Annotated in this window: 22 protein-coding genes and 1 pseudogene; 12 read left to right on the top strand and 11 right to left on the bottom strand. The window is 70.4% G+C overall.

What is annotated here, in order from left to right; all coding sequences use genetic code 11:
• Window positions 1-192: 192 nt before the first annotated feature.
• The 5 genes from AC1DIW_RS09870 to AC1DIW_RS09850 are packed head-to-tail and all read left to right on the top strand — an operon-like array spanning window position 193 to window position 8,360.
• Complete coding sequence (locus tag AC1DIW_RS09870) at window positions 193-3,978, top strand: nitrate reductase subunit alpha (RefSeq protein ID WP_478107840.1); 3,786 nt, start codon at window positions 193-195, stop codon at window positions 3,976-3,978.
• Window positions 3,978-5,669 (top strand): nitrate reductase subunit beta, encoded by a 1,692-nt coding sequence (gene narH / locus AC1DIW_RS09865; RefSeq protein ID WP_478107838.1) that lies wholly within the window; start codon window positions 3,978-3,980, stop codon window positions 5,667-5,669. Before AC1DIW_RS09870 ends, narH begins: the two co-directional genes overlap by 1 nt.
• Window positions 5,666-6,355 carry a nitrate reductase molybdenum cofactor assembly chaperone gene (gene narJ, locus AC1DIW_RS09860; protein ID WP_478107836.1) on the top strand — a complete coding sequence of 230 codons (690 nt, stop codon included), beginning with the start codon at window positions 5,666-5,668 and terminating at the stop codon, window positions 6,353-6,355. The genes narH and narJ overlap by 4 nt, the downstream gene beginning before the upstream one ends.
• Window positions 6,352-7,101, top strand: coding sequence for a respiratory nitrate reductase subunit gamma (gene narI, locus AC1DIW_RS09855; protein ID WP_478107834.1), 750 nt, complete (start codon window positions 6,352-6,354; stop codon window positions 7,099-7,101). The genes narJ and narI overlap by 4 nt, the downstream gene beginning before the upstream one ends.
• 26 nt (window positions 7,102-7,127) lie before the next feature.
• The gene (locus AC1DIW_RS09850) at window positions 7,128-8,360 is read left to right on the top strand and encodes an MFS transporter (protein ID WP_442278362.1); all 1,233 of its coding nucleotides are present in this window, start codon (window positions 7,128-7,130) and stop codon (window positions 8,358-8,360) included.
• A gap of 76 nt (window positions 8,361-8,436) precedes the next feature.
• Here the strand turns inward: AC1DIW_RS09850 and AC1DIW_RS09845 are convergent, their stop codons facing one another.
• Genes AC1DIW_RS09845 through AC1DIW_RS09835 form a run of 3 tightly spaced genes read right to left on the bottom strand, consistent with a single transcriptional unit; the run spans window position 8,437 to window position 10,877 of the window.
• Complete coding sequence (locus tag AC1DIW_RS09845; protein ID WP_478107832.1) at window positions 8,437-9,216, bottom strand: amino acid ABC transporter ATP-binding protein; 780 nt, start codon at window positions 9,214-9,216, stop codon at window positions 8,437-8,439.
• The gene (locus tag AC1DIW_RS09840) at window positions 9,213-10,001 is read right to left on the bottom strand and encodes an amino acid ABC transporter permease (RefSeq protein WP_478107830.1); all 789 of its coding nucleotides are present in this window, start codon (window positions 9,999-10,001) and stop codon (window positions 9,213-9,215) included. The genes AC1DIW_RS09845 and AC1DIW_RS09840 overlap by 4 nt, the downstream gene beginning before the upstream one ends.
• A gap of 42 nt (window positions 10,002-10,043) precedes the next feature.
• Entirely contained in the window at window positions 10,044-10,877 is an 834-nt protein-coding gene (locus tag AC1DIW_RS09835; protein WP_478107828.1) for an ABC transporter substrate-binding protein, read from the bottom strand.
• 339 nt (window positions 10,878-11,216) lie between these two features.
• On the opposite strand from AC1DIW_RS09835, the gene AC1DIW_RS09830 reads away from it, so the two are divergent.
• The 3 genes from AC1DIW_RS09830 to AC1DIW_RS09820 are packed head-to-tail and all read left to right on the top strand — an operon-like array spanning window position 11,217 to window position 14,370.
• The gene (locus AC1DIW_RS09830) at window positions 11,217-12,257 is read left to right on the top strand and encodes an acyl-CoA dehydrogenase (protein ID WP_478107826.1); all 1,041 of its coding nucleotides are present in this window, start codon (window positions 11,217-11,219) and stop codon (window positions 12,255-12,257) included.
• Complete coding sequence (locus tag AC1DIW_RS09825) at window positions 12,254-13,630, top strand: PIG-L family deacetylase (RefSeq protein ID WP_478107825.1); 1,377 nt, start codon at window positions 12,254-12,256, stop codon at window positions 13,628-13,630. Before AC1DIW_RS09830 ends, AC1DIW_RS09825 begins: the two co-directional genes overlap by 4 nt.
• The gene (locus AC1DIW_RS09820; RefSeq protein ID WP_478107823.1) at window positions 13,627-14,370 is read left to right on the top strand and encodes a glycosyltransferase family 2 protein; all 744 of its coding nucleotides are present in this window, start codon (window positions 13,627-13,629) and stop codon (window positions 14,368-14,370) included. The genes AC1DIW_RS09825 and AC1DIW_RS09820 overlap by 4 nt, the downstream gene beginning before the upstream one ends.
• Before the next feature lie 52 nt (window positions 14,371-14,422).
• Here the strand turns inward: AC1DIW_RS09820 and AC1DIW_RS09815 are convergent, their stop codons facing one another.
• The gene (locus AC1DIW_RS09815) at window positions 14,423-14,881 is read right to left on the bottom strand and encodes an SRPBCC family protein (protein WP_442278369.1); all 459 of its coding nucleotides are present in this window, start codon (window positions 14,879-14,881) and stop codon (window positions 14,423-14,425) included.
• Window positions 14,878-16,476 carry a phytoene desaturase family protein gene (locus AC1DIW_RS09810; RefSeq protein WP_478107820.1) on the bottom strand — a complete coding sequence of 533 codons (1,599 nt, stop codon included), beginning with the start codon at window positions 16,474-16,476 and terminating at the stop codon, window positions 14,878-14,880. Before AC1DIW_RS09810 ends, AC1DIW_RS09815 begins: the two co-directional genes overlap by 4 nt.
• Before the next feature lie 219 nt (window positions 16,477-16,695).
• Between AC1DIW_RS09810 and AC1DIW_RS09805 the strand changes: the two are divergent.
• Window positions 16,696-16,800: pseudogene (locus AC1DIW_RS09805) on the top strand (hypothetical protein); the annotation flags it as partial.
• A 129-nt stretch (window positions 16,801-16,929) separates the two neighbouring features.
• On the opposite strand, the gene AC1DIW_RS09800 reads toward AC1DIW_RS09805, so the two are convergent.
• Window positions 16,930-17,832, bottom strand: coding sequence for an NAD(P)H-hydrate dehydratase (locus AC1DIW_RS09800; protein WP_478107819.1), 903 nt, complete (start codon window positions 17,830-17,832; stop codon window positions 16,930-16,932).
• A gap of 1 nt (window position 17,833) precedes the next feature.
• Window positions 17,834-18,616 (bottom strand): histidine phosphatase family protein, encoded by a 783-nt coding sequence (locus AC1DIW_RS09795; protein ID WP_478107817.1) that lies wholly within the window; start codon window positions 18,614-18,616, stop codon window positions 17,834-17,836.
• A gap of 186 nt (window positions 18,617-18,802) precedes the next feature.
• Here AC1DIW_RS09795 and AC1DIW_RS09790 point away from each other — a divergent pair, with 186 nt between their 5' ends.
• Window positions 18,803-19,300 carry a hemerythrin domain-containing protein gene (locus tag AC1DIW_RS09790; protein WP_478107815.1) on the top strand — a complete coding sequence of 166 codons (498 nt, stop codon included), beginning with the start codon at window positions 18,803-18,805 and terminating at the stop codon, window positions 19,298-19,300.
• A 522-nt stretch (window positions 19,301-19,822) separates the two neighbouring features.
• Here the strand turns inward: AC1DIW_RS09790 and AC1DIW_RS09785 are convergent.
• Entirely contained in the window at window positions 19,823-20,263 is a 441-nt protein-coding gene (locus AC1DIW_RS09785) for an Hsp20/alpha crystallin family protein (protein ID WP_442278375.1), read from the bottom strand.
• Between the two features lie 150 nt (window positions 20,264-20,413).
• On the opposite strand from AC1DIW_RS09785, the gene AC1DIW_RS09780 reads away from it, so the two are divergent.
• Window positions 20,414-20,725, top strand: a complete 312-nt coding sequence (locus tag AC1DIW_RS09780; RefSeq protein WP_478107813.1) for a MerR family transcriptional regulator — start codon at window positions 20,414-20,416, stop codon at window positions 20,723-20,725.
• 49 nt (window positions 20,726-20,774) lie between these two features.
• Here the strand turns inward: AC1DIW_RS09780 and AC1DIW_RS09775 are convergent, their stop codons facing one another.
• A complete protein-coding gene (locus AC1DIW_RS09775) occupies window positions 20,775-21,137 on the bottom strand; it encodes an STAS domain-containing protein (protein WP_478107811.1) in 363 nt (120 codons plus the stop codon).
• Between the two features lie 238 nt (window positions 21,138-21,375).
• Here AC1DIW_RS09775 and AC1DIW_RS09770 point away from each other — a divergent pair, with 238 nt between their 5' ends.
• Window positions 21,376-22,041, top strand: coding sequence for a hypothetical protein (locus tag AC1DIW_RS09770; RefSeq protein WP_478107809.1), 666 nt, complete (start codon window positions 21,376-21,378; stop codon window positions 22,039-22,041).
• Here the strand turns inward: AC1DIW_RS09770 and AC1DIW_RS09765 are convergent.
• A complete protein-coding gene (locus tag AC1DIW_RS09765; RefSeq protein WP_478107807.1) occupies window positions 22,034-22,858 on the bottom strand; it encodes a bestrophin-like domain in 825 nt (274 codons plus the stop codon). The genes AC1DIW_RS09770 and AC1DIW_RS09765 overlap by 8 nt on opposite strands.
• Before the next feature lie 153 nt (window positions 22,859-23,011).
• Window positions 23,012-25,384, bottom strand: a complete 2,373-nt coding sequence (gene ppsA / locus AC1DIW_RS09760; RefSeq protein ID WP_478108216.1) for a phosphoenolpyruvate synthase — start codon at window positions 25,382-25,384, stop codon at window positions 23,012-23,014.
• Between the last annotated feature and the right edge of the window lie 96 nt (window positions 25,385-25,480).

Below are 25,480 nucleotides of genomic sequence, written 5' to 3'. Positions count from 1 at the left end.
CTGACGAAGAGTGCGTTTGTCGCGCCGAAACGACCCCGCACCAGTAGCGTTGGGCCCAGTTCGTGGACCCCGCGGCACCTCCGCGCAAGGCCCCGACTGCGCTGCAACCGTCCGTTTGGACGAGTGCCGTCGCCGATTTGGAGGATCCGTGCGCTCCCTACTCCACACGCCGTGCCGACCGTGGGAGCGCCGGTGAGCGCCCCCTCCCGACCCAGCGGTGCCCAGGGCACCCCGGGCGTAGACGGCCCGGCCTCGGCGGCACTGCTCCGGACCGGACGGTTCTTCACCCGGTGGGAGGAGTCCGACGACGGGCGAGCGGTGTTTCGCCAGGGTGGCCGGGCCGGCGACGTCTTCTACCGGGACCGGTGGAGCCACGACAAGGTCGTCCGATCGACCCACGGCGTCAACTGCACCGGATCCTGCTCCTGGAAGGTCTACGTCAAGGACGGGATCATCACCTGGGAGACGCAGCAGACCGACTACCCCTCGGTCGGACCGGACCGCCCGGAGTACGAGCCCCGCGGCTGCCCGCGCGGCGCCGCGTTCTCTTGGTACACCTACTCCCCCACGCGCGTGCGCTACCCCTACGTCCGCGGCGTCCTGCTCGAGATGTACCGCGAGGCCAAGGCGCGGCTGGGTGACCCGGTCGCGGCCTGGCACGAGATCACGACCGACCCCGACAAACGCCGCCGCTACCAGAGCGCCCGCGGCAAGGGCGGGCTCGTGCGTGCGTCGTGGGGCGAGGCCGTCGAGATCGCCGCCGCCGCGCACGTGCACACGATCAAGGAGTACGGCCCGGACCGCGTCGCCGGCTTCTCGCCGATCCCGGCGATGTCGATGGTCTCGCACTGTGTCGGCACGCGGTTCATCCAGCTCATCGGCGGCGTCATGACGAGCTTCTACGACTGGTACGCCGACCTCCCCGTCGCGAGCCCGCAGGTCTTCGGCGACCAGACCGACGTGCCCGAGTCGGGCGACTGGTGGGACGCGACGTACCTCATGATGTGGGGCTCCAACGTCCCCGTCACCCGCACGCCCGACGCGCACTGGATGGCCGAGGTCCGTTACCGCGGCACGAAGGTCGTCACCGTCAGCCCCGACTACGCCGACAACACGAAGTTCGCCGACGAGTGGATGCCGGCCCAGGCCGGCACCGACGCGGCGCTCGCGATGGCGATGGGTCACGTGCTCCTCAAGGAGTTCTTCGTCGACCGCGAGGTCGACTTCTTCACTGACTACGTGCGCACCTACAGCGATCTCCCCTTCCTCATCCGCCTCGAGCCTCCCGTGGAGGCGTATGCCGCCACGTCGGGCGACGGAGCGACGGCTCCCTGGGTGCCGGGCAAGTTCCTCACCGCCGCCGACCTCACCGCCGCCGACCTCGCCGCCGAGGGCAGCGCCGCTGCCGACGAGGACGCTTGGAAGACGGTGCTGCTCGACGAGGCGACGGGCCAGCCGGTCGTGCCGAACGGCTCGATGGGGTTCCGCTACGCCGACTCCGCCAAGGGGCGGTGGAACCTCGACCTCGAGGGCGTCAGCCCCGCGCTGACGATGGCCGGCGACCCGGCCGAGGCGGTGGAGGTGCTGCTCCCGGCCTTCGTCGAGCCGGACGGCACCGGGTCCGTGCTCCGTCGTGGCGTGCCCGCACGACGCGTCGGCGGCCACCTCGTGACGACCGTCTACGACCTGATGCTCGCGCAGTACGGCGTCGAGCGGCCGGGGCTGCCGGGCGTATGGCCCACCGGCTACGACGACGTGTCCGAGCCCTACACGCCCGCGTGGCAGGCCGAGATCACCGGCGTCCCCGCCGAGCAGTGCATCCGCATCGCCCGAGAGTTCGCGACGAACTCCGAGCAGTCACAAGGTCGCTCGATGATCATCATGGGTGCCGGCATCTGCCAGTGGTTCCACGGCGACGCCACCTACCGGGCCATCCTCTCGCTCCTCGTCCTCACCGGCTGCATGGGCCGCAACGGTGGCGGCTGGGCGCACTACGTCGGCCAGGAGAAGTGCCGGCCCATCACCGGCTGGATCTCGCTCGCCAACGCGCTCGACTGGGGCCGGCCGCCACGCACCATGACCGGCACGTCGTACTGGTACATGCACACCGACCAGTGGCGCAACGACGGCTACTCGGCCGACTCGCTGAACTCCCCTCTCGCCAGAGGGCATCTGGCCGGCAAGCACACGGCCGACACCATCGCGCAGTCTGCCCGGATGGGGTGGATGCCGTTCTACCCGCAGTTCGGCACCAACCCCCTGCAGGTGGCCGAGGACGCCCAGGCTGCCGTGGAGGCGGGGGCGGCGGCCAGCCCCGCGGCATACGTCGCCGGCGCCCTGCACGACGGGTCGTTGACCTCGGCCATCGAGGACGTCGACGCCCCCGAGAACTGGCCGCGCACCCTGGTGCTCTGGCGCAGCAACCTCATGGGTTCCTCGGCCAAGGGCAACGAGTACTTCCTCCGTAACCTGCTCGGCACTCACCACAACGTCATGGGCAGCGAGAACCCCAACGCACCAAGGCCGTCCGAGGTGAAGTGGCACGACGAGGCGCCCGAGGGCAAGCTCGACCTGCTCCTGTCGGCCGACTTCCGCATGACGTCGACGACGCTGCTCTCCGACATCGTGCTGCCGGCGGCGACGTGGTACGAGAAGCACGACCTCAGCTCGACCGACATGCACCCCTTCGTGCACGCCTTCACGCCCGCCATCGACCCGCCGTGGGAGGCCAAGAGCGACTTCGAGCTCTTCCACCTGCTCGCCGAGAAGCTGTCCGACCTCGCCCGCACCCACCTCGGAGTGCGCAAGGACCTCGTCAGCGTGCCCCTCATGCACGACACCCCTGGAGAGACGGCACAGCCGGGCGGACGGGCGGTCGACTGGCGCGCCACGGGTCAGCCCGGCACGCCGGGCAAGACGATGCCCGTCTTCCAGCTCGTCGAGCGCGACTACACCGCGATCGCCGAGAAGCTCGCCACGGTGGGCCCTCTCGCGGACAGCCTGGGCTTCACCGTCAAGAACGTCACGTACCGGGTCGAGGAGGAGGTGGCCCGCCTCGCGGCCAAGAACGGCGTCATGCTCGGCGGCGCCGGTGACGGCCGGCCGGCCATCGACACCGACGAGAAGATGGCCGAGGCGATCCTCACCTTCTCGGGCACGACGAACGGCCACCTGGCGGTGCAGGGATTCCGCACCCTCGAGGAGCGCGTCGGCAAGAAGCTCGTCGACCTCGCCGAGGGCTCCGAGGAGAAGCGGATCACCTTCGCCGACACCCAGGTCCAGCCGGTGCCCGTCATCACGTCACCCGAGTGGTCGGGCTCCGAGACAGGCGGCCGACGCTATGCCCCCTTCACCGTCAACATCGAACGGCTCAAGCCGTTCCACACCCTGACCGGTCGCATGCACTTCTACCTCGACCACGACTGGATGCAGGACGTCGGTGAGGCCCTACCGATCTACCGGCCACCCCTCGACATGCACCGGCTGTTCGGCGAACCGCGGCTCGGGGCCGACGGCGGCAAGCAGGTGACGGTGCGCTACCTGACCCCGCACTCGAAGTGGTCGATCCACTCGGAGTACCAGGACAACCTCCTCATGCTCTCGCTCTCGCGCGGTGGCCCGACCGTCTGGATGAGTCCCCAGGACGCCGGGTCCATCGACGTCGCCGACAACGACTGGGTCGAGTGCGTCAACGACAACGGGGTCCTCGTCGGCCGCGCCATCGTCAGCCACCGCATGCCGGAGGGCGTGGTCTACGTCCACCACGCGCAGGAGCGGACCATCGACGTCCCGAAGTCGGAGGCGACCGGTCGCCGCGGCGGCATCCACAACTCGGTGACCCGGCTGCTCGTCAAGCCCACCCACCTCATCGGTGGCTACGCCCAGCTGTCCTACACCTTCAACTACCTCGGCCCGACGGGCAACCAGCGCGACATGGTCTCGACGGTGCGCAAGCGCTCCCAGGAGGTGACGTACTGATGCGTGTCATGGCCCAGATGGGCATGGTCATGAACCTCGACAAGTGCATCGGGTGCCACACGTGCTCGGTCACGTGCAAGCAGGCGTGGACCAACCGCGCCGGCACCGAGTACGTCTGGTTCAACAACGTCGAGACCCGCCCGGGGCAGGGCTATCCGCGCCGCTACGAGGACCAGGAGACCTGGAAGGGCGGTTGGACGCTGACCCACCGCGGCAACCTCAAGCTCAAGGCCGGTGGCCGGGTGCAGAAGCTGCTCGGCATCTTCGCGAGCCCGGTGCAGCCCAAGCTCGCCGACTACTACGAGCCGTGGACCTACGACTACGCGACCCTCGTCGAGGCACCGCTCGGCGACGACTTCCCCGTCGCCCGGCCGAAGTCGCTCATCACGGGCGAGAACACGAAGATCACGTGGTCGGCCAACTGGGACGACAACCTCGGTGGCGCGAGCGAGATGGGCCACCTCGACCCGATCGTCGCCAAGCTCAACGCCTCGGTGCGCCGCGAGTCGGAGGAGAAGGTCCGCTTCGAGCTCGAGCGGACGTTCATGTTCTACCTCCCGCGCATCTGCGAGCACTGCCTCAACCCGTCGTGCATGGCCTCCTGCCCGTCGGGCGCGATCTACAAGCGCGAGGAGGACGGCATCGTCCTCGTCGACCAGGACCGCTGCCGCGGCTGGCGGCAGTGCATCACCGGCTGCCCGTACAAGAAGATCTACTTCAACCACAAGAGCGGCAAGGCCGAGAAGTGCACCTTCTGCTACCCCCGCGTCGAGGTCGGCCTGCCGACGGTCTGCTCCGAGACGTGCGTCGGGCGGCTGCGCTACCTCGGGCTCTTCCTCTACGACGCCGACCGGGTCACCACGGCGGCGGCCACGCCCGACGAGGGTGACCTCTACGAGGCACAGCTGGACCTCATGCTCGACCCGACCGACCCCGAGGTGATCGCGGCGGGCCGGCGTGACGGCATCCCCGACGACTGGATGGAGGCCGCGCGGCGCTCCCCCGTCTACGCGCTGGCCAAGAAGTACCGCGTCGCCCTCCCCCTGCACCCGGAGTACCGCACGATGCCGATGGTCTGGTACGTCCCGCCGCTGTCTCCGGTCGTGGATCTCCTTGCGGCACAGGGACATGACGCCGAGGACCGTGGCGTGTTGTTCGGTGCGATCGAGGCACTGCGCATCCCCGTCGACTACCTCGCCGAGCTCTTCACGGCAGGGCGCACCGACATCATCACGGACGTGCTCCGCAAGCTCGCAGCCATGCGGGCCTACATGCGCGACGTGTCGCTCGGGCGCGACGGCGACCCGTCGATCCCGGCCGCCGTGGGGCTCGACGAGGAGACGCTCTACGAGATGTACCGCCTCATGGCGATCGCGAAGTACGACGAGCGCTATGTCATCCCCACCGCCCACGTCGAGCGTGCCCACGAGCTCGAGGAGATCGGCTGCTCCCTCGACTTCGACGAGGGGCCTGGGATGTACGAGTCCGGACCGTTCGGCGAGGCGAGCGGACGGCCGGCGCCTGTGGCTGTCGAGACGTTCAACGCCTTGCGCCAGCGACAGACGTCTGAGACCACGACGCCGACCTCGGCGTCAGGCGAGCTGCGCGGCCGGGTCAACCTTCTCAACTGGGACGGCAGGGGCGCGCCGCCCGGTCTCTTCCCCGACGACGGCAAGGAGGACGCGTCGTGATCTCGCTGCGCCGACGTCTGCCGCGGACCGGCGACGACCGCGTCGTGCACCTCGTCGCAGGACGGTGCCTCGACTACCCCACCGCGGAGCTCCTCACCGCGCTGCCCGCGATGCGTGAGGCGCTGACGGAGCACCGCGGCTCACCGGGCGCGACCGAGCTGGGGGGCCTGCTCGACCACCTCGGGGGCGCCGATCTCGCCAGTCTCCAGCGCACCTACGTCCACACCTTCGACCTCAGTCGCAAGCACGCGCTCTACCTGTCGTACTGGACCGACGGGGACACCCGACGGCGCGGCGAGGTGCTGGGACGGTTCAAGACGGCATACCGCAGCAGTGGAGCCGTCGTCGACACGCACGGGGAGCTGCCCGACTACCTCCCGATGGTGCTCGAGTTCGCCGCACGGGTGGACGCCGACGCAGGCCGCACCATCCTCCAGGACTACCGGGCGAGCCTCGAGCTGTTGCGAATCGCTCTGCAGGAGAAGCAGAGTCCGTATGCCGGTGCCCTCGTCGCCGTGTGTGCGACGCTTCCCGGTGAGTCGCCACCCGATCGCGCAGCGGTCATGGAGATGGTGGGGATGACCGGCCCCCACCCGACCGAGGCCGTCGGGCTGGAGCCCTACGACCCGAGACTCCTCCCGCTGCAACCGGTCCCGTCGGGCACGGCCTCGGGAGCCCACGCGTGAACACCTTCCTGTGGGGCGTGCTGCCCTACCTCTGCGTCGCGAGCCTCGTCGGCGGCACCATCTGGCGCTACCGCTACGACAAGTTCGGGTGGACGACCCGCTCGTCCCAGCTCTACGAGTCGCGGCTGTTGCGCATCGGCTCGCCGCTCTTCCACTTCGGCATCCTCCTCGTCTTCTTCGGGCACGTCGGAGGCCTCGTCATCCCCGAGTCGTGGACGGACGCGGTCGGCATCAGCGAGGGGCTCTACCACTTCAACGCGCTGCTCTTCGGCGGCATCGCCGGGGTGTGCACGCTCGTCGGCATCCTCATCCTCGTCTACCGCCGCCGCACGACGGGTCCGGTCTTCATGGCCACGACGAAGAACGACAAGCTGATGTACGTCCTGCTCGTCGCGGCCATCGTGCTCGGCCTCTGGACGACCCTCGTCAGCGTCGGGGCGGGGAGTGAGGCGCACAACTACCGCGAGACCGTGTCGCCGTGGTTCCGGTCGGTCTTCCTGCTGCGACCCGACGTCGCGTCGATGGCCGCCGCGCCGATCCAGTTCCACGTGCACGCCGTCGTCGGGATGCTGCTCTTCGCGCTGTGGCCGTTCACGCGGCTCGTCCACGCCTTCACGGCGCCGCTGCACTACCTCTTCCGGCCCTACATCGTCTACCGGTCCCGCGACCGGCAGACCTCCGGCAACCGGGCCAGCCGTCCCGGCTGGAGCGGGGTCGGCACCACGGACCGCGACCGCCGCCGCTGAGTGATCCCACCCACACAGGAGCCACCATGAGCCAGACCGCGGCCAGCCCACGTGCGGGCGCCGAACCCGAACTCTCCGGTCAGAACCGCAACCTCGCCCTCGCCCTCTTCGCCTTCACCATCACCTTCTGGGCCTGGAACATCATCGGGCCACTCGGGGTTCGCTACACCGCGCAGATGGGCCTCAGCAGCAGCCAGAAGGCCCTCCTCGTCGCGACGCCGGTGCTCGTCGGGTCGGTCGGACGCATCCCCGTCGGCGCGCTGACGGACCGGTTCGGCGGGCGAATCATGTTTCCCATCCTGACCCTGGCCAGCATCCCGTTCGTCCTGCTCGTCGCCGTCGCCGGCAACGCCCGCTCCTTCCCCCTGATGCTCCTCTTCGGCTTCTTCCTCGGGATCGCCGGCACGACGTTCGCCGTCGGGATCCCCTTCGTCAACGCGTGGTTCCGCGCCGACCGCCGGGGTTTCGCGACCGGCGTCTTCGGAGCCGGGATGGGTGGGACGGCGCTCTCGGCCTTCTTCACCCCACGATTCGTGCAGTGGTTCGGCTACACGGCGACGCACGTCATCCTCGCCGTCGCGCTCGCGGCGACCGCGGCGATCTGCTGGACGTGGATGCGCAACTCGCCGCTGTGGCGCCCGAACACCGACCCGGTCGTGCCCAAGCTCGCGGCGGCCCTGCGCCTGCCCATCACGTGGCAGATGTCGTTCTTGTATGCCGTCGCCTTCGGTGGCTTCGTCGCCTTCTCCACCTACCTCCCGACCTTCCTCAAGGACGTCTACTCCTTCGACCTGACGGCCGCAGGCACGCGCACGGCAGGTTTCGCCATCGCCGCCGTGGTGGCGCGCCCGATCGGAGGCATCCTCAGCGACCGCATCGGTCCCCGTGCCGTGCTCGCGATCTCGCTCGCCGGGACGACCGCGCTGGCCCTCGTGCTCGCGTTCCGACCGCCGCTCGAGCTGTCCGCGGGCCTGTCGTTCGTCGCCATCGCCTTCTTCCTGGGCCTCGGCACCGGTGGCGTCTTCGCGTGGGTCGCCACGGCGGCACCAGCCGAGCGGGTGGGCAGCGTCACCGGCCTCGTCGGCGCTGCGGGCGGCCTCGGCGGCTACTTCCCGCCGCTCGTCCTCGGGGCCACCTACGACACGCTGCTCCCCCAGTACGGCGTCGGCCTCGTGCTCCTCGCCATCGTCGCCGCCTCGGCGCTCGTCTTCTCCCAGCTCGGCATCAGGGCGCCGGACCGGACCGCCCGACCCGCCTGAGCACGACGGGCCGGGCACCCGAGGTCGAGGACCACGGATGCCCGGCAACACGGCATACGCCAGGTGGTGGCGCTTGCTAGAGCACCTGCGAGAGGAAGCGTTGGAGCCGCGGCGTCCCGGGGGCCCCGAAGACCTGGTCCGGTTCCCCCGACTCGACGACCCGGCCGTGGTCCATGAAGAGCACCTGCTGCGCGACGGACCGGGCGAAGCCCATCTCGTGGGTCACGACCAGCATCGTCATCCCCTCGGCGGCAAGGTCGGCCATGGTGGCCAGCACGCCCTTGACGAGCTCGGGGTCGAGGGCGGAGGTGGCCTCGTCGAACAGCATGACCTCCGGCTCCATCGCCAGGGCGCGCGCGATCGCGACGCGCTGCTGCTGGCCGCCGGAGAGGCTGCTGGGGCGCACGTCGGCCTTGTGGGCCAGCCCGACGCGGTCGAGATGATGGAGTGCGAGCTCCGCTGCGTCGTCCTTGGGCAAGCCCTTGAGCTTGGTCAGGCCGAGCGTGACGTTGGCGCGAACTGTCTTGTGCGGGAAGAGGTTGAAGTGCTGGAAGACCATCCCGACCCTTTGCCGCAGGACGTCGGGGTTGTCGAGCAGCACGCTGCGGCCATCGAGCAGCACGTCCCCACGGTCCGGCTCCAGGAGTCGGTTGACGACGCGCAGCAGCGTGGACTTGCCCGAGCCCGAGGGGCCGATCACGCATGCCGTCGTCGCGGCGGCGACGTCGAGGTCGACGCCCCGGAGGACGCGGTTGGAGCCGAAGGCGAGGTGCAGGTCGCGTGTCGCGACGGCAACCCCGTGGCCCGGGGCCACGCCAGCGGTGGCCAGACGGTCAGCAGTGGTCTCGGCGGTCATCGGGCCTCCTGGCTCACGGCGAGGACGGGATCGTCGAGGTCGACTCCGTCTGGGTCATCGGGTCGGGTAGCGCCGTCGGCACGCCGTCCGTCGCGCAGGCGACGGTCGATCGCGTTGACGACGTGCGTCAACGGCACGGTGACGAGCAGGTAGAAGAGCCCCGCGAGGACGAGCGCGGACTGGTTCCCCGTGTTGGCAGCGGCATCCTGGCCGATCCGGAACAGGTCGCGCTGGCTGGCGAGCAGCCCCAGGAAGTAGACGAGCGAGGACTCCTTGATGAGCGCGATGAACTGGTTGACCAGCGCCGGCAGGACGCGGCGCACGCCCTGCGGGATGACGACCAGGCGCATGCCGGAGGGACGACTGAAGCCCAGGGCCCGCGCGGCCTCGAGCTGCCCGGTGTCGACGCTCTGGATGCCCGACCGGAAGATCTCGCCGATGTAGGCGCTCGCGATGAGGGACAGGGCGAGGATGCCGAGCGGGTAGGGGTTGGGCCCCCAGATGTGCAGGCCGACCGGGGACAGGCCGACGCCGATGAGCAGGATCGTGACGGCGGCCGGCAGACCGCGGAAGATGTCGGTGAACGCCCTTGCGGGCCAACGCAACCAGCGCCGGTGCGAGAGCCCGCACACGGCCAGCACCATGCCGAGCACCGTGCCGATCACCGCCGAGGTGAGGGCCAGGACGAGCGTGTTGGGGAGCCCGACGCGGAGCAGCTCCGGCAGCGCCGCGCGCATGGCGTCGAGGTCGAAGAAGGTCTCCCGCAACGTGGTCAGGATGTCCATCCGGCCCTCCTCTCGTTGGTGGTCTGGTCTACGACGGTCGGGTCACTGCGACGCGGTGGAGCCGCTGCCCGGCTTGAAGTCGGCGGGGATCTCGCGGGTCGGGTAGTACTGCTTCTGCAGCTTGGCCCAGGTCCCGTCGGCGACGACCTCGTCGATCCCCTTGTCGAGCGCGGCCCGCAGCCTGTCGTTGCCGGGCGCCACGGCATACGCGATGCCGCCGGGGTCGAGCTGCTTGGCCACGGCGAGGACCTTGCCCCCGGAGTCGCCCGCTGTCTTCTCACCGATCTCGGCAGGCGTGATCCAGGCGTTGGCGGTGCCCGTGCGCAGCTGGTTCAACGCGGCGTTGTAGTCCGGGACGCGGACCGGGTTGAGGTTCTCGCGCGTGGCGTAGTCGTCCTGCACCGTGCCCTGGACCACGACGACGCGCTTGCCGGGGAGCTGGGCGAAGGAGCTGATGCCCGAGCCCTTCGGCACGTCGAGGCCGAGGAAGCCGAAGTCGTACTTGTTCGTGAAGTCGACGGTCTTCTTGCGCGCCTCGGTGATGCTGATCGACGACGAGCCGACGTCGAACTTGCCGGTCTTCACCTGGGCGAGGAGCGAGCTGAACTCGGTCCCGACGAACTCGACCTTGAGGCCGAGCTTGCCGGCGACGGCGGTCAGCAGGTCGTTGTCGAAGCCGGTGAACTTGCCGTCCTTGAGGAAGACGTTCGGCGGTGCGTCGGTGAGCGTGCCGGCCCTGAGGGTCCCGCGCTGCTGGAGGCCGTAGGGGTTGTCGGCTGCGCTCTGGGCCACGGACGACCCACCGCCGCACGCGGCGAGCAGGAGGGGGACGAGGGCGACGGCGGAGGCCGTGAGGGAGCGCTTGAGCAGGTGCATGGTGTCGTCCTTCTGGTCGGGCAGGTCAGGGCGCGCCGGGTCCGGCCCGCCGGGCGTCGGTGCTGGCTTGGGGCGAACGGGTGCCGCGCGCCGCGCGCTCCTCGTTGACAGTCAGCACGTTATAGGACACGTAACACGAAGTGATAATCGGGGTGGAGGTGGGGGACCGCGATCACCCACCGAGGGGGAGTCGCAGCGGCCAGCGACTCGGCACGCTCGATCCACGTCCACTTCGCCGTCCGGAGGAAGCTGAGGCCAGCGCGGGTATGTGCCCCGTGTGACCTCTCCTCCTGCCGGCCTGTCCACCGCCCCAGGGAAGCCCGGGTCATGAGGGGCCCCGTGACGCTGGCCGGTGATCGCGAGGCAGCCCCAAGCACCGGCGCCCTGACCGCCGAGGTCGAACCCAGCACCGATCCGGCCTCGGCGCTTGCGCTCCTGCGGCGACACGCGGCGGCCTTCCCGCTGCCAGGTGCCGGATCCACACTGACGCTCTGGGAGTCGTTGGCGACCGTCGCCGCCGTGAGCCTGACCGCAGCCCGCGCCGTCGAGCCGCACCTCGATGCCCTGGCGATCCTGGCCGAGGCGCGATCGGCGGGCCACGAGACACCCGACACGACGGACAGTGCCACGTGGGGAGTCTTCGCTGCGGAGGGACCCGGCGTTCGGCTGGCCGCGACCGACCCTGACGGAGACGGCGTCGTCCGCCTGCACGGCACCAAGCCGTGGTGCTCGCTCGCGGGCTCGCTCTCGCACGCCCTCGTTACCGCTTGGGAGAGTGAGACGACGCGGCGGTTGTATGCCGTCCCGCTGGGTGAGGCGAACGGCGTGACCGTCCATCCCGCCACCTGGTTCGCGCGGGGCCTGAGCGCCGTGGAGAGCGGACCGGTCACGTTCGAGGGGGCCGAGGCGGTTCCCGTCGGGCCGGCGGGCTGGTATCTCGAACGACCCGGGTTCGCCTGGGGCGCAATGGGCGTCGCGGCGATCTGGTACGGCGGCGCGGTCGGGGTCGCGCGTCGGCTCATGCGGGGTGGGCGTGAGCCGGACCAGATTGCCCTGATGCACCTGGGTGTGGTCGACGCCTCACTCTGGGCCGCCCGGGCGACGCTCGCCGAGGCGGCAGCTCAGGTGGACGAGGGACGCGCGACCGGTGCGGACGGTGCCACTCTCGCGCTGCGCGCCCGTGACGTCGTGGCCCGCGCCGCCGAGGCGGTCCTCGAGCACGTCGGTCATGCGACGGGGCCGGCTCCCCTCGCACTCGAGGACGACCACGCGGGCCGGGTGGCCGACCTCCAGCTCTATCTCCGGCAGGAGCACGCCGAGCGCGATGAGGCCGCGCTCGGTCGCCACCTGCTCGACGCCGGCCCCCGACTGCCGTGGTGACGGCAGGCAGCCGGTCGTTCACCCACGCGGAGACCGGCACGCCGGAGGCCCGGTGGCGTGAGCGTCCCGAGTGGGCTCAGGTCATCCCTGTGCCGGCGTCGGCCACGACCGGTGCCAGCCGGCTGGTCCTCGTGGCGGCCCACCCCGACGACGAGACCCTCGCTGCCGGCGGCCTGATGGCCGTTGCGGGCCGGGCCGGCCTCGAGGTGGTCGTCGTCCTGCTGACGGACGGAGAGAGGTCGCACCCCGACTCCCCCACGATGGGCGAGCAGGAGCTCGCCCGGCACCGGGTCGAGGAGTCGAGGCAGGCGCTGGGGCTGCTCGCGCCGACCGGGAGGCTCGAGCGAGTAGGCCTGCCCGACGGGTCGGTCGCCGACCACGTCGACGCCGTCGTGACAGCGCTCGTCGACATCATCGGCGAGGACGGGGCCCGCACCCTGGTGGCGGCCCCCTGGCGCGACGACGGCCACGCCGACCACGACGCCGCAGGTCTCGCCGCGAGCGTGGCCGCGCGGCGCACGGACGCGACGCTGTGGGAGTACCCCGTCTGGCTGTGGCACTGGTGCGAGCCCGAGCACGCGCCCTGGGCGGCGTTCCGGGCCCTGCCCTTGCCCGACGACATCCGGGATGCCAAGCGCGCCGCCGTCGCACTCCATCGCACCCAGGTGGCGCCGCTGACCGACGCGACGGGGGACGATGCGGTCCTGCACGACGGGATGCTGGAGCACTTCCGTCGTCCGTTCGAGGTCTTCCTCCGGCTCGACCCGGCAGCCGACGACAGCCTGGAGCGGCTGCACGACACCTCTGCCGACCCGTGGCGGGTGCGCACGAGCTGGTACGAGCAGCGCAAGCGGCTGGTCACCCTGGCAGCGCTCCCCCACGGGCGATATGCGCGCGCCCTCGAGGTCGGCGGCTCTGTCGGGGCCCTGGCAGCCGAGCTCTCCCGGCGTTGCGACGAGCTGGTCGTCGTCGACGAGAGCGCCGCCGCGACCTCGGCGGCCCGCGCGTCGCTCGGCGCCGGCGCAAGTGACACCGGTGCGGTGGGCGACGTCTCCGTGCTTCAGGCCAGCGTCCCCGAGGAATGGCCCGGCGGCCATTTCGACCTGGTCGTCGTCTCCGAGGTCGGCTACTTCCTGAGCCCGGACCGGTTGCGACGCCTGGTCGCCCGCGTCGACGCATCCCTGACGGACGACGGCGCGGTCGTGCTCTGCCACTGGCGGCATCCCGTGCGGGGGTGGCCGCTCGACGGGCGGCGGGTGCACGAGATCTGGTGCGAGCACTCAGACCTGCCCGTCATCGCCACACACCTCGAAGCCGACTTCCGACTGGACGTGTTCTCTCGCACCACGGTCCACGAGGCGGGGTCCTCGTGAGCGCCGCGGTGTCGTGCGCCGCGGTGGAGAGCCTGACCCACGTGCACGTCGTCGTGCCGGCCAACAACGAGGAGGCCCTGCTCCCCCGCACGCTCCGAACCCTGCACGACGCGGTCGACGAGCTGCGTCGCGCGCGCCCGACGATCACGACCCACGTGACGGTCGTCCTCGACGCCTGCACGGACGGGTCTCGCGACGTCGCCCGACGGCATCCCGAGCTCCGCGTGGCCGAGGTGGGCTACCGCTGCGTGGGCGCCGCACGCGCGCACGGAGTCGCGGCGGCAACGGCGGGGGTGCCCGGTTCCGAGCGCGGACGGCACTGGCTGGCCAACACCGATGCCGACTGCGCCGTCCCGAGGGACTGGCTCGTGCGGCAGGCGATCCTCGCCGACGCCGGAGTCGACCTCGTCACCGGGACGGTCGAGCCGGACAGGGCCGACCTGGACCCGGCCGTGCTGGCGCGCTGGCAGGCCCTCCACCAGCTCCGTGACGGGCACCCCCACGTGCACGGCGCCAACCTCGGCCTACGGCTGTCGACCTACGTGAGGAGCGGCGGGTTCCGGGCCGTCCCGGTGCACGAGGACGTCGGCCTCGTCGAGCAGGCGCGCCTGTCCGGAGACACCTGCCTTGCCTCGTCGGCCCTGAACGTCCGGACCTCGGGGCGTACGCGTGGGCGCGCACCGGGTGGGTTCGCCCACTTCCTCAGCGAACTGGAGACGGGTGCCTCGTTGGCCGGGTGAGCAGGTCGAGGACCGACACGGTGAGCGATCAGGAGGCGCGCAGAGGACCGGTTCAGCGGGGGGCGCGGTGGACCGCCGTCCCGGCGCGCTCGGCGAGGATGGCCAGGCGCCGCAGCGACTCCCGGTTGCGGCGGTCGAGGACGACGTCCCGCAGCGCCTTGGGCACGAGGGCGGCCGGCCCCTTGGTGGCGTCCTCCTCCATCGTGACCTCGGTGTCGGCACCGTCGGCGCGGCACGTGAGCCGCACCATGCCCTCCCCCGAAGGCCAGGCGCGCACCGTCAGCTCGAGCAGGATCGGGCGCTCGCAGGCGCGGACCGTCGTCGTGTCGTCGATGAGCACCGGCCACGCGCCGACCGAGTGGTGGATGTGGGTGCCCACAGCCGGCCAGCCGTCGGTGACGTCGCGGACGCGGGAGGCCCCGACCACCCACTGGCCGTAGCTCCATCCGTCGGCGAGCACGTCGAAGACGGCTTCGGGCGTGGCGTGGATCGTGCGGGTCGTCGTGCTCATCTGCGCCTCCAAGGGAGTTGGATCTTGTTGTGCCACAGCGCTGCCCGGGCAGCATTGGCACCACACGCGCCGTGCACGCCACCGCCCGGGTGGGCGGACGCCGACGCGAGGTAGAGGGCCTTGACCGGGGTCTCGGGTCGCCCAGACCCGGCGACCGGGCGGAACACCAGCTGCTGGTGCAGTCCGGCGGTCCCGCCGTTGATCGCGCCGCCGACGAGGTTGCTGTCGCGCGCCTCGAGCTCGCGCGGCCCGAGCACGCGGCGAGCGGTGATGAGGTCGCGGAATCCCGGGGCGCGGCTCTCGATGCGCTCTTCGATGCGCTCGACCATCGCCTCGAGATCCGAGTCGTCCCAGGTGCCACGCACCTCCCGCAATCCGTTGCGCCCAGCTCCTGCGTCGCCCCGAACCTGCTGGGGCACATGGGTGTAGGCCCACAGTGCCTCGTGGCCCGTCGGCACCCGAGAGGGGTCGGCGACGCCCATCTGGCCGACGAGCAAGAACGGCTTCTCGGGGACCAGCCCCGCGGCCACCTGGCTGCCGGACAGGGTCATGCCGTCGAGTGAGTCCGCGATGTGCACCGTGCCCGGCGCCTGCTCCGGCGCGCCCTCCCACGGGACGGGACCGTCGAGCGCCCAGTCCACCTTGACGGTCGAGGGGTCCCACTCGAAACGGTCCATCCGATGGCGCAGCCGGGTGGGCAGCTGGTCCCACGACACGAGGCCGCCGTAGAGGGCGGGCGCCGACACGTCGGCCACGACGGCGCGCCGCACGGCGATCTCCCGGGACGCGGTGCGCACGGCGACCGCACGACCGTCCTCGACGCGTACGCCCTCGGCCCGCTCTCCCAGGCAGAGCTCGCCCCCACGGGCCTGGAGCCGCCGGACCATCGCGGCCGAGAACTCGCCGGCCCCGCCGCGCGGCACCGGGAAGCCGACGGTCTGACCGAGGAGCACGAGGAGAAGACCCATGGCTGCGGATCCCGGAGCCTCGAGGGCGATGTCGGCATGTGCCGCGTTGCCGGCCACGAGCATCCGGGCCGCCTCGCCGACGAACAGCCGCTCGGTGAGGCTGCGCGCGGGCATCAGCAGCTCCCGCAAGAGCTCCCACCCGCCGGGCCTCATGACCTGCCATCCCAGGCCGGCACCGCCACGGACGGGAGGGAAGGGACTGAGCAGGCACCGGACGAGATCGTCGCCCACCCGGTCCCACGTCTCGCACAGGGCGAGCCAGCTGTCGCCATCACCGGGGGCCTGCTCGTCGAGCCCCGCGGCGGTCGCGCCTCGGTCCCGGTGCAGCACGCCCCAACGCCCGTCGGGGAAGGAATGGCCGACCACGGAGGGCGCCTGGACCCACTCCAGCCCGTGCTTCTCCAGCTCCAGGCCCCGGATGGTCGGCGACCCCGCAGCCAACGGGTAGAAGGAGCTGAAGGTGTCGTGGACGAAGCCGGGCGCCACCGAGCTGTCGCTCCGCACGGCGCCCCCGGGGGTCTCCTGCTCCTCGAGCACCACCACCGACCAGCCGGCGTCCACGAGCAGGTTGGCGGCCACGAGCCCGTTGGGTCCGCTGCCGATCACCACGGCATCCGTCGGCGTCACGATGTCCTCTCGTCCAGTGACCGTGCCGTACCCGCTGGATCGCGCGGTCAATCCCGCGTTGGCGATGCGGACCGAGGCGGCACGTCGTCATCGTGGACCCGACGCCTGTCCCTCCCACACCCGGCGCGCCTGTCATCCTCGTGACGGGCGCCTCCAGCGGCGTGGGCCTCGCCGTGGCCACGGAGCTGGCACGACGGGGTCGTCAACGGTGCAGCGGTCGTGGCCTACGGCCGCCTCGAGGAGCGGGCCGCGCCGCTCTTCGACGCAGTCGTCGAGACGAACCTGTTCGGCTCGGCCAACGTGCTGCGACACGTGCTCCCCCACCTGCGCCGCCAGGGCAGCGGTTCGGTCGTCCTCGGTGGCTCGATGATCGGCCGCATCGCAGCTGGGCAGGCTGGGCCGGCGTCCATAGCGGGACGCGGCCCGTCGCCAAGGCAGCGGTCGTCCGGAGCCTCACGACGACGCTGCGCGCGCACCCCCGTCCTCGGCCCGGGCCAGCTCGTGCGGGATGGCCTCGACGACATGGCGGGCGAGGAAGCCCGGCTGCTCTCGCGCGAGTCGCTCGCCGGCCTTCCCGTGCAGCCACAGTCCCCACATCGCTGCCTGCTCGGGCGACGCACCACGACCCACCAGCCCCGCGACGGCGCCGGCCTTGACATCCCCCGAGCCGGCCGTGGCCAAGGCCGTGGGTCCGGCTTCGGAGCACCACGCCTCGCCGCCGGGAGCCACCACGTAGGAGACGCCGGTGCCGCTGAGCACGACGGCGCCGGTCTGGTCGGCGAGCTCACGGGCCGCGCCGAGCAGGTCCTGCTCGACGTCCTCCTCAGGCCGCTCGAGCATCGCGGCGAGCTCCGTCGTGTTCGGGGTGAGCACCACCCGACCGTTCAGGTGGCGGACCCCGTCGAGATGACCAGTGAGGTAGGCGGTCCCTAGGGCATCGATGACGAGAGGGACGTCCACACGCGGGATGATCTGCGACAGAAGGAGATCGGCGCATTCGGGATCCCCGAGCCCGGGGCCGAGGAGCACCACGTCCGCCGATGCCGCGAGCTCGACCACCCGGTCGGCCCCATCCACGGCCAGCTCGCCGTTGTCGAGGATCGGGAGCCCCTCGACGAAGGCCTCGGGAAGGGCCGCGGCGACCGCCGCCGCCGTGTCGCGTGCCGTCGCGACCTGCACCTTGCCGGCCCCGAGGCGCAGGGCGGTCTCTGCGGCGAGCAGGACGGCCCCGGGAGTCTGGCGGGCTCCCCCGACGACCAGTACCGTCCCGCGCTCGGACTTGTCGCCGTCCGTCGAGGGCAGGGGCCTGGTCCGCAGCAGCTCATGGTCGATGATGACTGGTTTCTCGGGTGTCATGTCAGGTCGTCCTTCGCTCGTCGTCAGCTGTGCTCGTCGGGGGCTCGTGCGTCTCCTCGACCTCGGACGTCTCGAGGTGCCGGCTGTCCGCGAAGGTCACCAGCTCGAGCGATCCGCCACCCTCTCGGCGGTACCGCGTCAGGGAGCAGTTGCCGAGCGGCTCGTTCCGGTCGAGGTCGAGCAGGGCGCGCTCGTCCAGCCCCTCGAGCACGAGCCGGAAGCTCATGATCACGGCCTGGTGGGTGAACACCCAGACGCGCTGGTCCGCGTAGAGCTGGCCGAGGTCGCGGACGACATGACGCACGCGCAGCGCGACGTCCGTCCAGCTCTCACCGCCGGGAGGGCGGTAGTAGAACTTGCCCAGCCGCGCTCGGCGCTGCGCCTCCTCCGGGAGGGTCTCCCGGATGCCGACACCGGTCAGTCCGTCAAGAATGCCGAGGTCGCGCTCGCGGAGCCGTTCGTCGAGCACCGGGTCCAGCTGGGCCGTCGAGGCGACGATGTGCGCGGTGGTGGCGGCCCGAGCGTAGGGAGAGGTGAGGACGACGTCCGGCGGCCGCGCCTCGCTGCGCGCGACGTGCCGGGCGAGCACCCTCGCCTGGTGCTCCCCGCGCTCCGACAGGGGCGTGTCCGGGTCGCGGGTGTCCAGGTCGAGCCGCCCGGCGCCCCGCCGGCGCGCATCCGCGTCCGCCACGTTGCCGACGCTCTCACCGTGGCGCACGAGCACGAGCTCCTCGACCTGCATCCCCGCCGCCCCTCCTGACCGGTTGGTCCGTTCGAGCGACACGCGGCCTCCTTTGCTGATCTGCCGTGCCGGCGTCGCGCCGGCCTCTGGCTAAGGGGTACCCACCGGGGGCCGCCCCAAGCCGCAGCTCGTTGAGGACCGCCGGCAATGGGTACGAGGAACCACGAAGCGGCGGGCGCGCGGCGCCGGTCGCCTTCCCGTTCGCCGCACCCACTCGAAGGAGCTCACATGTCCACAGACGCCATCGTCCTGCTCAAGGAGGACCACCAGGAGGTCCGCAAGCAGTTCCGTGCCTTCCGAAAGTCCGGACAGACCGCGGTGCAGAAGCAGGGGATCGTCGACACGATCCTGGAGCTGCTCATCGTGCACACCTACATCGAGAACGAGGTCATGTACCCGCGGGTGCGCGAGCTCCTGCCCGACCTCGAGGACGACGTGCTCGAGTCATACGAGGAGCACCACGTCGCGGACGTGCTGTGTGTGGAGCTCGCCGCCATGGACGCCACGGACGAGCGCTTCGACGCCAAGACCACCGTGCTCATGGAGAACGTCGAGCACCACATGGAGGAGGAGGAGCAGGACTGGTTCCCCAAGGTGCGCGAGGGGCTCGGTCGCAAGCAGCTCCAGGAGCTCGGCGAGGAGCTGCTCGACGCCAGGAAGCGAGCTCCACGCCGCCCCGAGCAGCCGAGCGCCATGAAGAAGGCGATCGACGCGGTGGTCTCCTGATGAGCGGCCAGATCCCAGCCGTCCCCATCGAGACGGAGCCCCAGAGCCCCTGCGACTGCGCGAACTGCCCGGACGGCTGCACGTGCGACTCGTGCAGCTGTGACGACTGCACGTGCTCGAACTGCAGCCACTCAGCCTGAGCCGTGCATGACGAGTCCCCGGGTGAATGCACCCGGGGACTCGACAGACCCTGCTCCCTTCGACACCCACCTCCTTCACGTCGTTTGCGCCGTTCGAGCGCCGACCGGGGGCGAGCGCTGCCGGCCCGGCAACCTCGACGGCCTCAGGCTGGGACGACACCCACGGCATACGAAGTCGTGAGGAAGAGCTTCGGCGGGGCCCCACGTGCCACCTCCTCGCGGGACGGCGGTCGGTGGCGACCAGCCTGCCGCGATGATGGCTTCGAACTCCGCGGCGAGCAGCTCCTCGTCGGCGCACACGAGCGCCATGAACTCCTCGTCGACATCCGCACCGCGGAGGTGGCCGTCACGGGCGAGCGGCGTGATCACGGCGGCACCGCTCTCAGCTCGTGATGGCTTGCCGCTCGTCCTGGTGCGCGATCTCGATCTTTCGGGGCTTGGCCCGCTCCGCCACCGGGATCGACAGGGAGAGCACGCCGGAGTCGTAGCTGGCCTGGATGCGGTCGGTGTCGAGGCTGTCACCCAGGACGAGCTGCCGGCTGAACACCCCCCTCGGCCGCTCGGCGGCGATGAGGTCGGCGTCGCTCGCCCGGGTCGGGCGCTCGGCCCTGACGGTGACGACGTTCCGTTCGACGTCGAGGTCGATCGAGGACGGGTCGACACCCGGTAGGTCGAGCTCGACACGGAAGGTGTCTCCGTCACGCCAGGCATCCATCGGCATGGCCGACGGGCGGGCGAGGGTTCCGGCCGTTCCGAGGGCCAGCTGGGCCATCCTGTCCAGGTCACGGAAGGGGTCACGGAAGGGGTCGGTGCGCATCAGCATCGTCTTCACCTCCATCGATCTCGGTGATGCTCCAGGGTGGCCATGAGCGCTTGGGTGCGATCTATGGCATGCGCTATAGATTTCTTTTAGCACCGATGACATGATCGATGCAAGAGGCCACGACCGGGTTCGCAGAGGAGGTGAGTGCTCGTGCCGAGCGGAACCACTCCGGACGCCGACCGCGGGGTCTACGGCATCTCCGTGGCCGCGGAGCTCGTCGGGATGGAGGCGCAGAGCCTGCGGCTGTACGAGGCACGAGGAATGCTCACACCGGACCGCACGGACGGCGGCACTCGGCGCTACAGCGCCAACGACCTGTTGCGTCTGCGCCGTATCGCCGATCTCATGGCCACCGGTGTCAACCTCACCGGCATCGGGATGCTGCTCGACCTGCAGGACGAGAACCGACGCCTGCGCAGGGAGATCGAGGACGGCGGGGTCCAGGTCGGAGGAGCTGACTGACGCACCTCGCCCGCAGAACCAGCTGCGGCTCGTTCGGTGCTCTCGTCGGTCAGACGATGTCGAGGTCCCGGTCGTCGCCGGTGATGGCCATGACGCGTCGGACCCCTGCCGGCACGTGGTGCAGAGTGAGTCGCCGACCCTCGCCGCGGAACGTCCGGTGCAATGCGGTGAGGGCTCTCAGTCCCGCGGCGTCGCAGAAGGTCACCGCGGAGAGGTCGATGACCAGGTGTTCTCGTGAGTCCAGACGCAGCAGCACGACCCATCGCGTCAGATCGGCAACGGTCGCGATGTCGAGCTCGCCGCAGAGACGCACTCGTGCCGCGCCACCGTCCGATTCGGCGGTATCGAGCCACAGCTGGGTGCGCACATCCGCCTGCAGAACGGACGGCGGGTAGGGCCAGCTGGGGAACATGGGACACGCTGCCTTCGCGAGGCAGAACGCTTGTGATCGACCCCGGGATCGGAATGCGCCGGGAACGACAGTGCCTTGGATGACAGGGTGCGAGGAACTCTCGGTGCTGCCACGATACGCGCCGCCTGACCGTCTCGGGCGAAACTTCCCGAAACGTGACACCCGGCCCGGAACCGCGCCCTGTGCCGGATGCCCGCAATGGCTGCTGACCCGTGCCGCGGTGAACTAGGCTCCGAGCATGAGTCGGGCGGCTGCTCCTCGCAGGCTGACGGCACGGTTCTGGCGGGGGCGGCGGTCCGCCGCCGTGGCCGGGATCGTGTTCGGGATTCTGCTGCTCGGTGCGCTGACGATGGTGCGGCTGGCTCTCTCGGACACCAGCATCACGTCGCTCCAGTCCGACTCCTCGAAACGCGCGCTCATCGGGCTGGGCCTCAACCTCGTCCCGTTCGCGGGCATCGCGTTCCTCTGGTTCATCGGCGTGGTGCGCGACCAGCTGGGCGATGTCGAGGACCGCCTCTTCTCGACCGTCTTCCTCGGCAGCGGACTGCTTTTCCTCGCAATGCTTTTCGTCGGTTCGGTGACCACGGGCACGGTGATGTCGCTCGTCGCCGCGCAGAACCCGAGCGCCGAGCTGTTCGACTACGGCCGCGTGACCACCCAGGGACTCATCTCGGTCTACGCGCTGCGGATGGCCGCGGTCTTCACGCTCTCGGTGAGCACCGTCGGCATGCGGACCGGGGCGCTCCCCCGCTGGGTGGTCTACAGCGGCTACGTCGTCGCGCTGGGGCTGATGGTGGCGGCCGGGGAACACAAGTGGGTGCAGCTCATCTTCCCGGCCTGGGTGCTCATGGTGAGTGTCGTGATCCTGGTGACCTCTCCGGCCGATCGCGACACGGTCACCTAGCGACCCCGCGCTCGTCGCACGGCGGGTCGGCCGTGATGCCGACGACCTGGAGCTGGGTGTCCATCAGGCGAAGCGTGCGCTGCATCTCCGTCGGTCGCAGCGTCCCGACGCCCGTGCCGTACGGGTGGTTGAAGAACACCACGAGCAGCATGAGCACGGCGATGACCACCGTCACGCTGGCCATCATCACCCCCTGCGTGAGCGCCCGTTCCCCGCTGTCGGCGAAGAACAGCATGAAGCCGAAGATGGCGAGGCTGAGCAGGCCTAGCGCGATCCACAGGGGCACAGGAATGATCCCATCGGCGGAGTGCAGGCGGGCGTCGCGCGCCGCCTGCCGCTGGGTCGTCTCGTCCATCCACCGGTCGTATGCCGACTGCTCGGTCGCCGTCCTCGGCTGCACGGACTTGATGGTGAGGAACATGCGGGCACCCCACGGGTTGACCGTGTCCCCGATCGTGCCCGCGTCCACCGCATCCCACTCGGCTCCCGCGACGGACCGCGCGTAGCAGACGAGCTCGCCCGTGAGCCGGCCCGAGACGTCGGCGGGGAGGAACTGGGCGGTCTGGGTCATCTGGGCGACGATCGTGGCCTCGGTCGCCGCTCCTGCCCGCGAGTTGTCGTACGACTGGAACGCCAGGAAGATGATGAAGCCGAGCAGCACCGAGAATCCGGTCGCGAGGACGCCGAAGACCCCTGCAGCGCGGTCGCCGTCACTGAAGTAGCCGCCCACCGGGGCCGTACGACGCACCAACAGCATGGCGGTCACCGTCGACGCCGTGACGGCGACGACGATGAGCAGTCCCCAGAGGAGGTTCACCGGCGATCGGGCGCGGTCGTGAGATCCATGGGTGAAGTCTGTGGGCTCCCCTGCCTCTCCGTCAGCACATCGGCGCGAAACACCGTGCGGCATGTCGGCATCGACCACTTCTTCTCGAAGTTCCCCGGTGAGTGGTGCGACCACCCCCGCACCTCACGAGCCGTCGGGAGCACCGCCATGTCTGGCCAGCTGCAGCCAGGTCTCGACGACGGTGTCGGGGTTGAGCGACATCGACTCGATACCCTGGTCGAGCAGCCACTCCGCGAGGTCGGGGTGGTCCGACGGACCCTGCCCGCAGATACCGACGTACTTGCCCCGGTCGCGGCAGGCCTTGATGGCCATGGCGAGCATCTTCTTGACCGCCGGGTCTCGCTCGTCGAACGAGCCGGCGACGAGCGCGCTGTCACGGTCGAGGCCGAGCGTCAGCTGGGTCATGTCGTTCGAGCCGATGGAGAAGCCGTCGAAGTGGTCGAGGAACTCGTCGGCGTTGACGGCGTTGCTCGGGATCTCGCACATCATGACGACCTGCAGGTCGTTGTCGCCGCGGACCAGGCCGTGCGAGGCGAGCAGGTCGATGACGCCCTCACCCTCGGCGACGGTGCGCACGAACGGGATCATGATCTTGACGTTGGTCAGGCCCATCTCGTCCCGGACGAACTTCAACGCTTCGCACTCCATCGCGAAGCACTCGGCGAAGTCGGCCGAGAGATACCGCGCGGCGCCGCGGTAGCCGATCATCGGGTTCTCCTCGTGAGGCTCATAGCGCTCGCCACCGAGCAGGCCTGCGTACTCGTTCGACTTGAAGTCCGACATCCGCACGATGACCGGCTCGGGTGCGAAGGCGGCTGCGATCGTCGCGACGCCCTCGGCGACGCGCTGCACGAAGAACTCCCGCGGGCCGGCATACGCGGCGATGTGCGCCTCGATCTCGGCCTTGAGGGCGGGCTCCTGGTCGTCGAGCTCGAGCAGCGCCTTGGGATGGATCCCGATCTGTCGGTTGATGATGAACTCGAGCCGCGCGAGACCGACGCCCTTGTTGGGCAGCCGGGAGAACTCGAACGCCTGCTCCGGCGTGCCGACGTTCATCATCAGCTTGACCGGCAGCTCGGGCATGTTGTCGAGCTCGGTCTCGGTGACCGTGAACTCACGCAGCCCCTCGTAGACGAAACCGGTGTCGCCTTCGGCGCACGAGACCGTCACGTCCTGTCCGTCGGCGAGAGTCCTTGTGGCAGAGCCACTTCCGACCACGGCCGGGATCCCGAGCTCGCGGGCGATGATCGCCGCGTGGCAGGTGCGTCCCCCTCGGTTGGTGACGATGGCGCTCGCCCGCTTCATGATCGGCTCCCAGTCCGGGTCGGTCATGTCGGCGACGAGGACCTCGCCCGCCTGGAAGTCGTGCATCGCGTCGATGGACTCGAGCACGCGCACCGCGCCCGCGCCGATCTTCTGCCCGATCGCACGGCCCTCCACGATCACGGGCCCGCGCTCGTCCATGCGGAACCGTCGCAGCGTCGAGCCCGTCTGGCGCGACTGCACCGTCTCCGGGCGGGCCTGCAGGATGTAGAGGCCGCCATCAACGCCGTCCTTGCCCCACTCGATGTCCATCGGGCGGCCGTAGTGCTCCTCGATCCGCAGCGCGTGCCGGGCCAGCTCGGTGACGTCCTCGTCGGTGATCGACAGCAGTGGCCGCTGCTCCTCGGGCACCGGTACGAACTCGATGGTGCGCCCCACGCTGGCGTCTTCGGTGTAGACCATCTTCGTCGCCTTGCCGCCCACGCCGCGCTTGAGAATGGCCGGGCGGCCCTCCCGCAGCGCCGGCTTGTAGACGTAGAACTCATCGGGGTTGACGGCACCCTGCACGACCGCCTCGCCGAGCCCGTAGCTGCTCGTGATGAAGACGGCGTCGCGGAAGCCGGACTCGGTGTCCATGGTGAACATGACGCCGGATGCGCCGACGTCCGAGCGGACCATCCGCTGGATGCCGGCCGACAGGGCCACGACGGAGTGGTCGAAGTCGCTGTGCACGCGGTAGGCGATCGCGCGGTCGTTGTAGAGCGAGGCGAAGACGAGCTTGATCGCGTGCAGGATGTTGTCGATGCCGCGCACGTTGAGGAAGGTCTCCTGCTGCCCGGCGAACGACGCGTCCGGCAGGTCCTCCGCGGTCGCGCTCGAGCGCACGGCGAAACTGACGTCGTCGCCGCTGTCGCCGACGAGCTGGTCGTATGCCGTGCGGATGTCGCTCTCGAGGTCGGCCGGGAACGCCTGCTTCTCGACCTGCTCACGGATGCCGGCGCCCACCTCTGCGAGCTTGCGGGTGTCGTCGACGTCGAGGTCGGACAGCATGGCGTTGATGCGGTCGGCGAGGCCGTCCTCGGCGAGGAAACGGCGGTACGCCTCCGCCGTCGTCGCGAAGCCGTCGGGCACCGTCACCCCGGCCTTGGACAGGTGCTGGACCATCTCACCGAGGGAGGCGTTCTTGCCCCCGACCAGCTCCACATCGCCCAGTCCGAGGTCGGCGAACCTCATCACGTTCTCGGTCACAACAGGTCCTTCCGGTAGGTGGTGCGGGTCGTGCGACTCAGGGGTCGGGTGGGGTCGCGTGGGGTCGAGTGCTCTGTGGCT

The sequence above is a fragment of the Terrabacter sp. 01T434 genome, from assembly GCF_056398545.1.
This window is presented reverse-complemented; position numbering and strand designations above follow the sequence as displayed.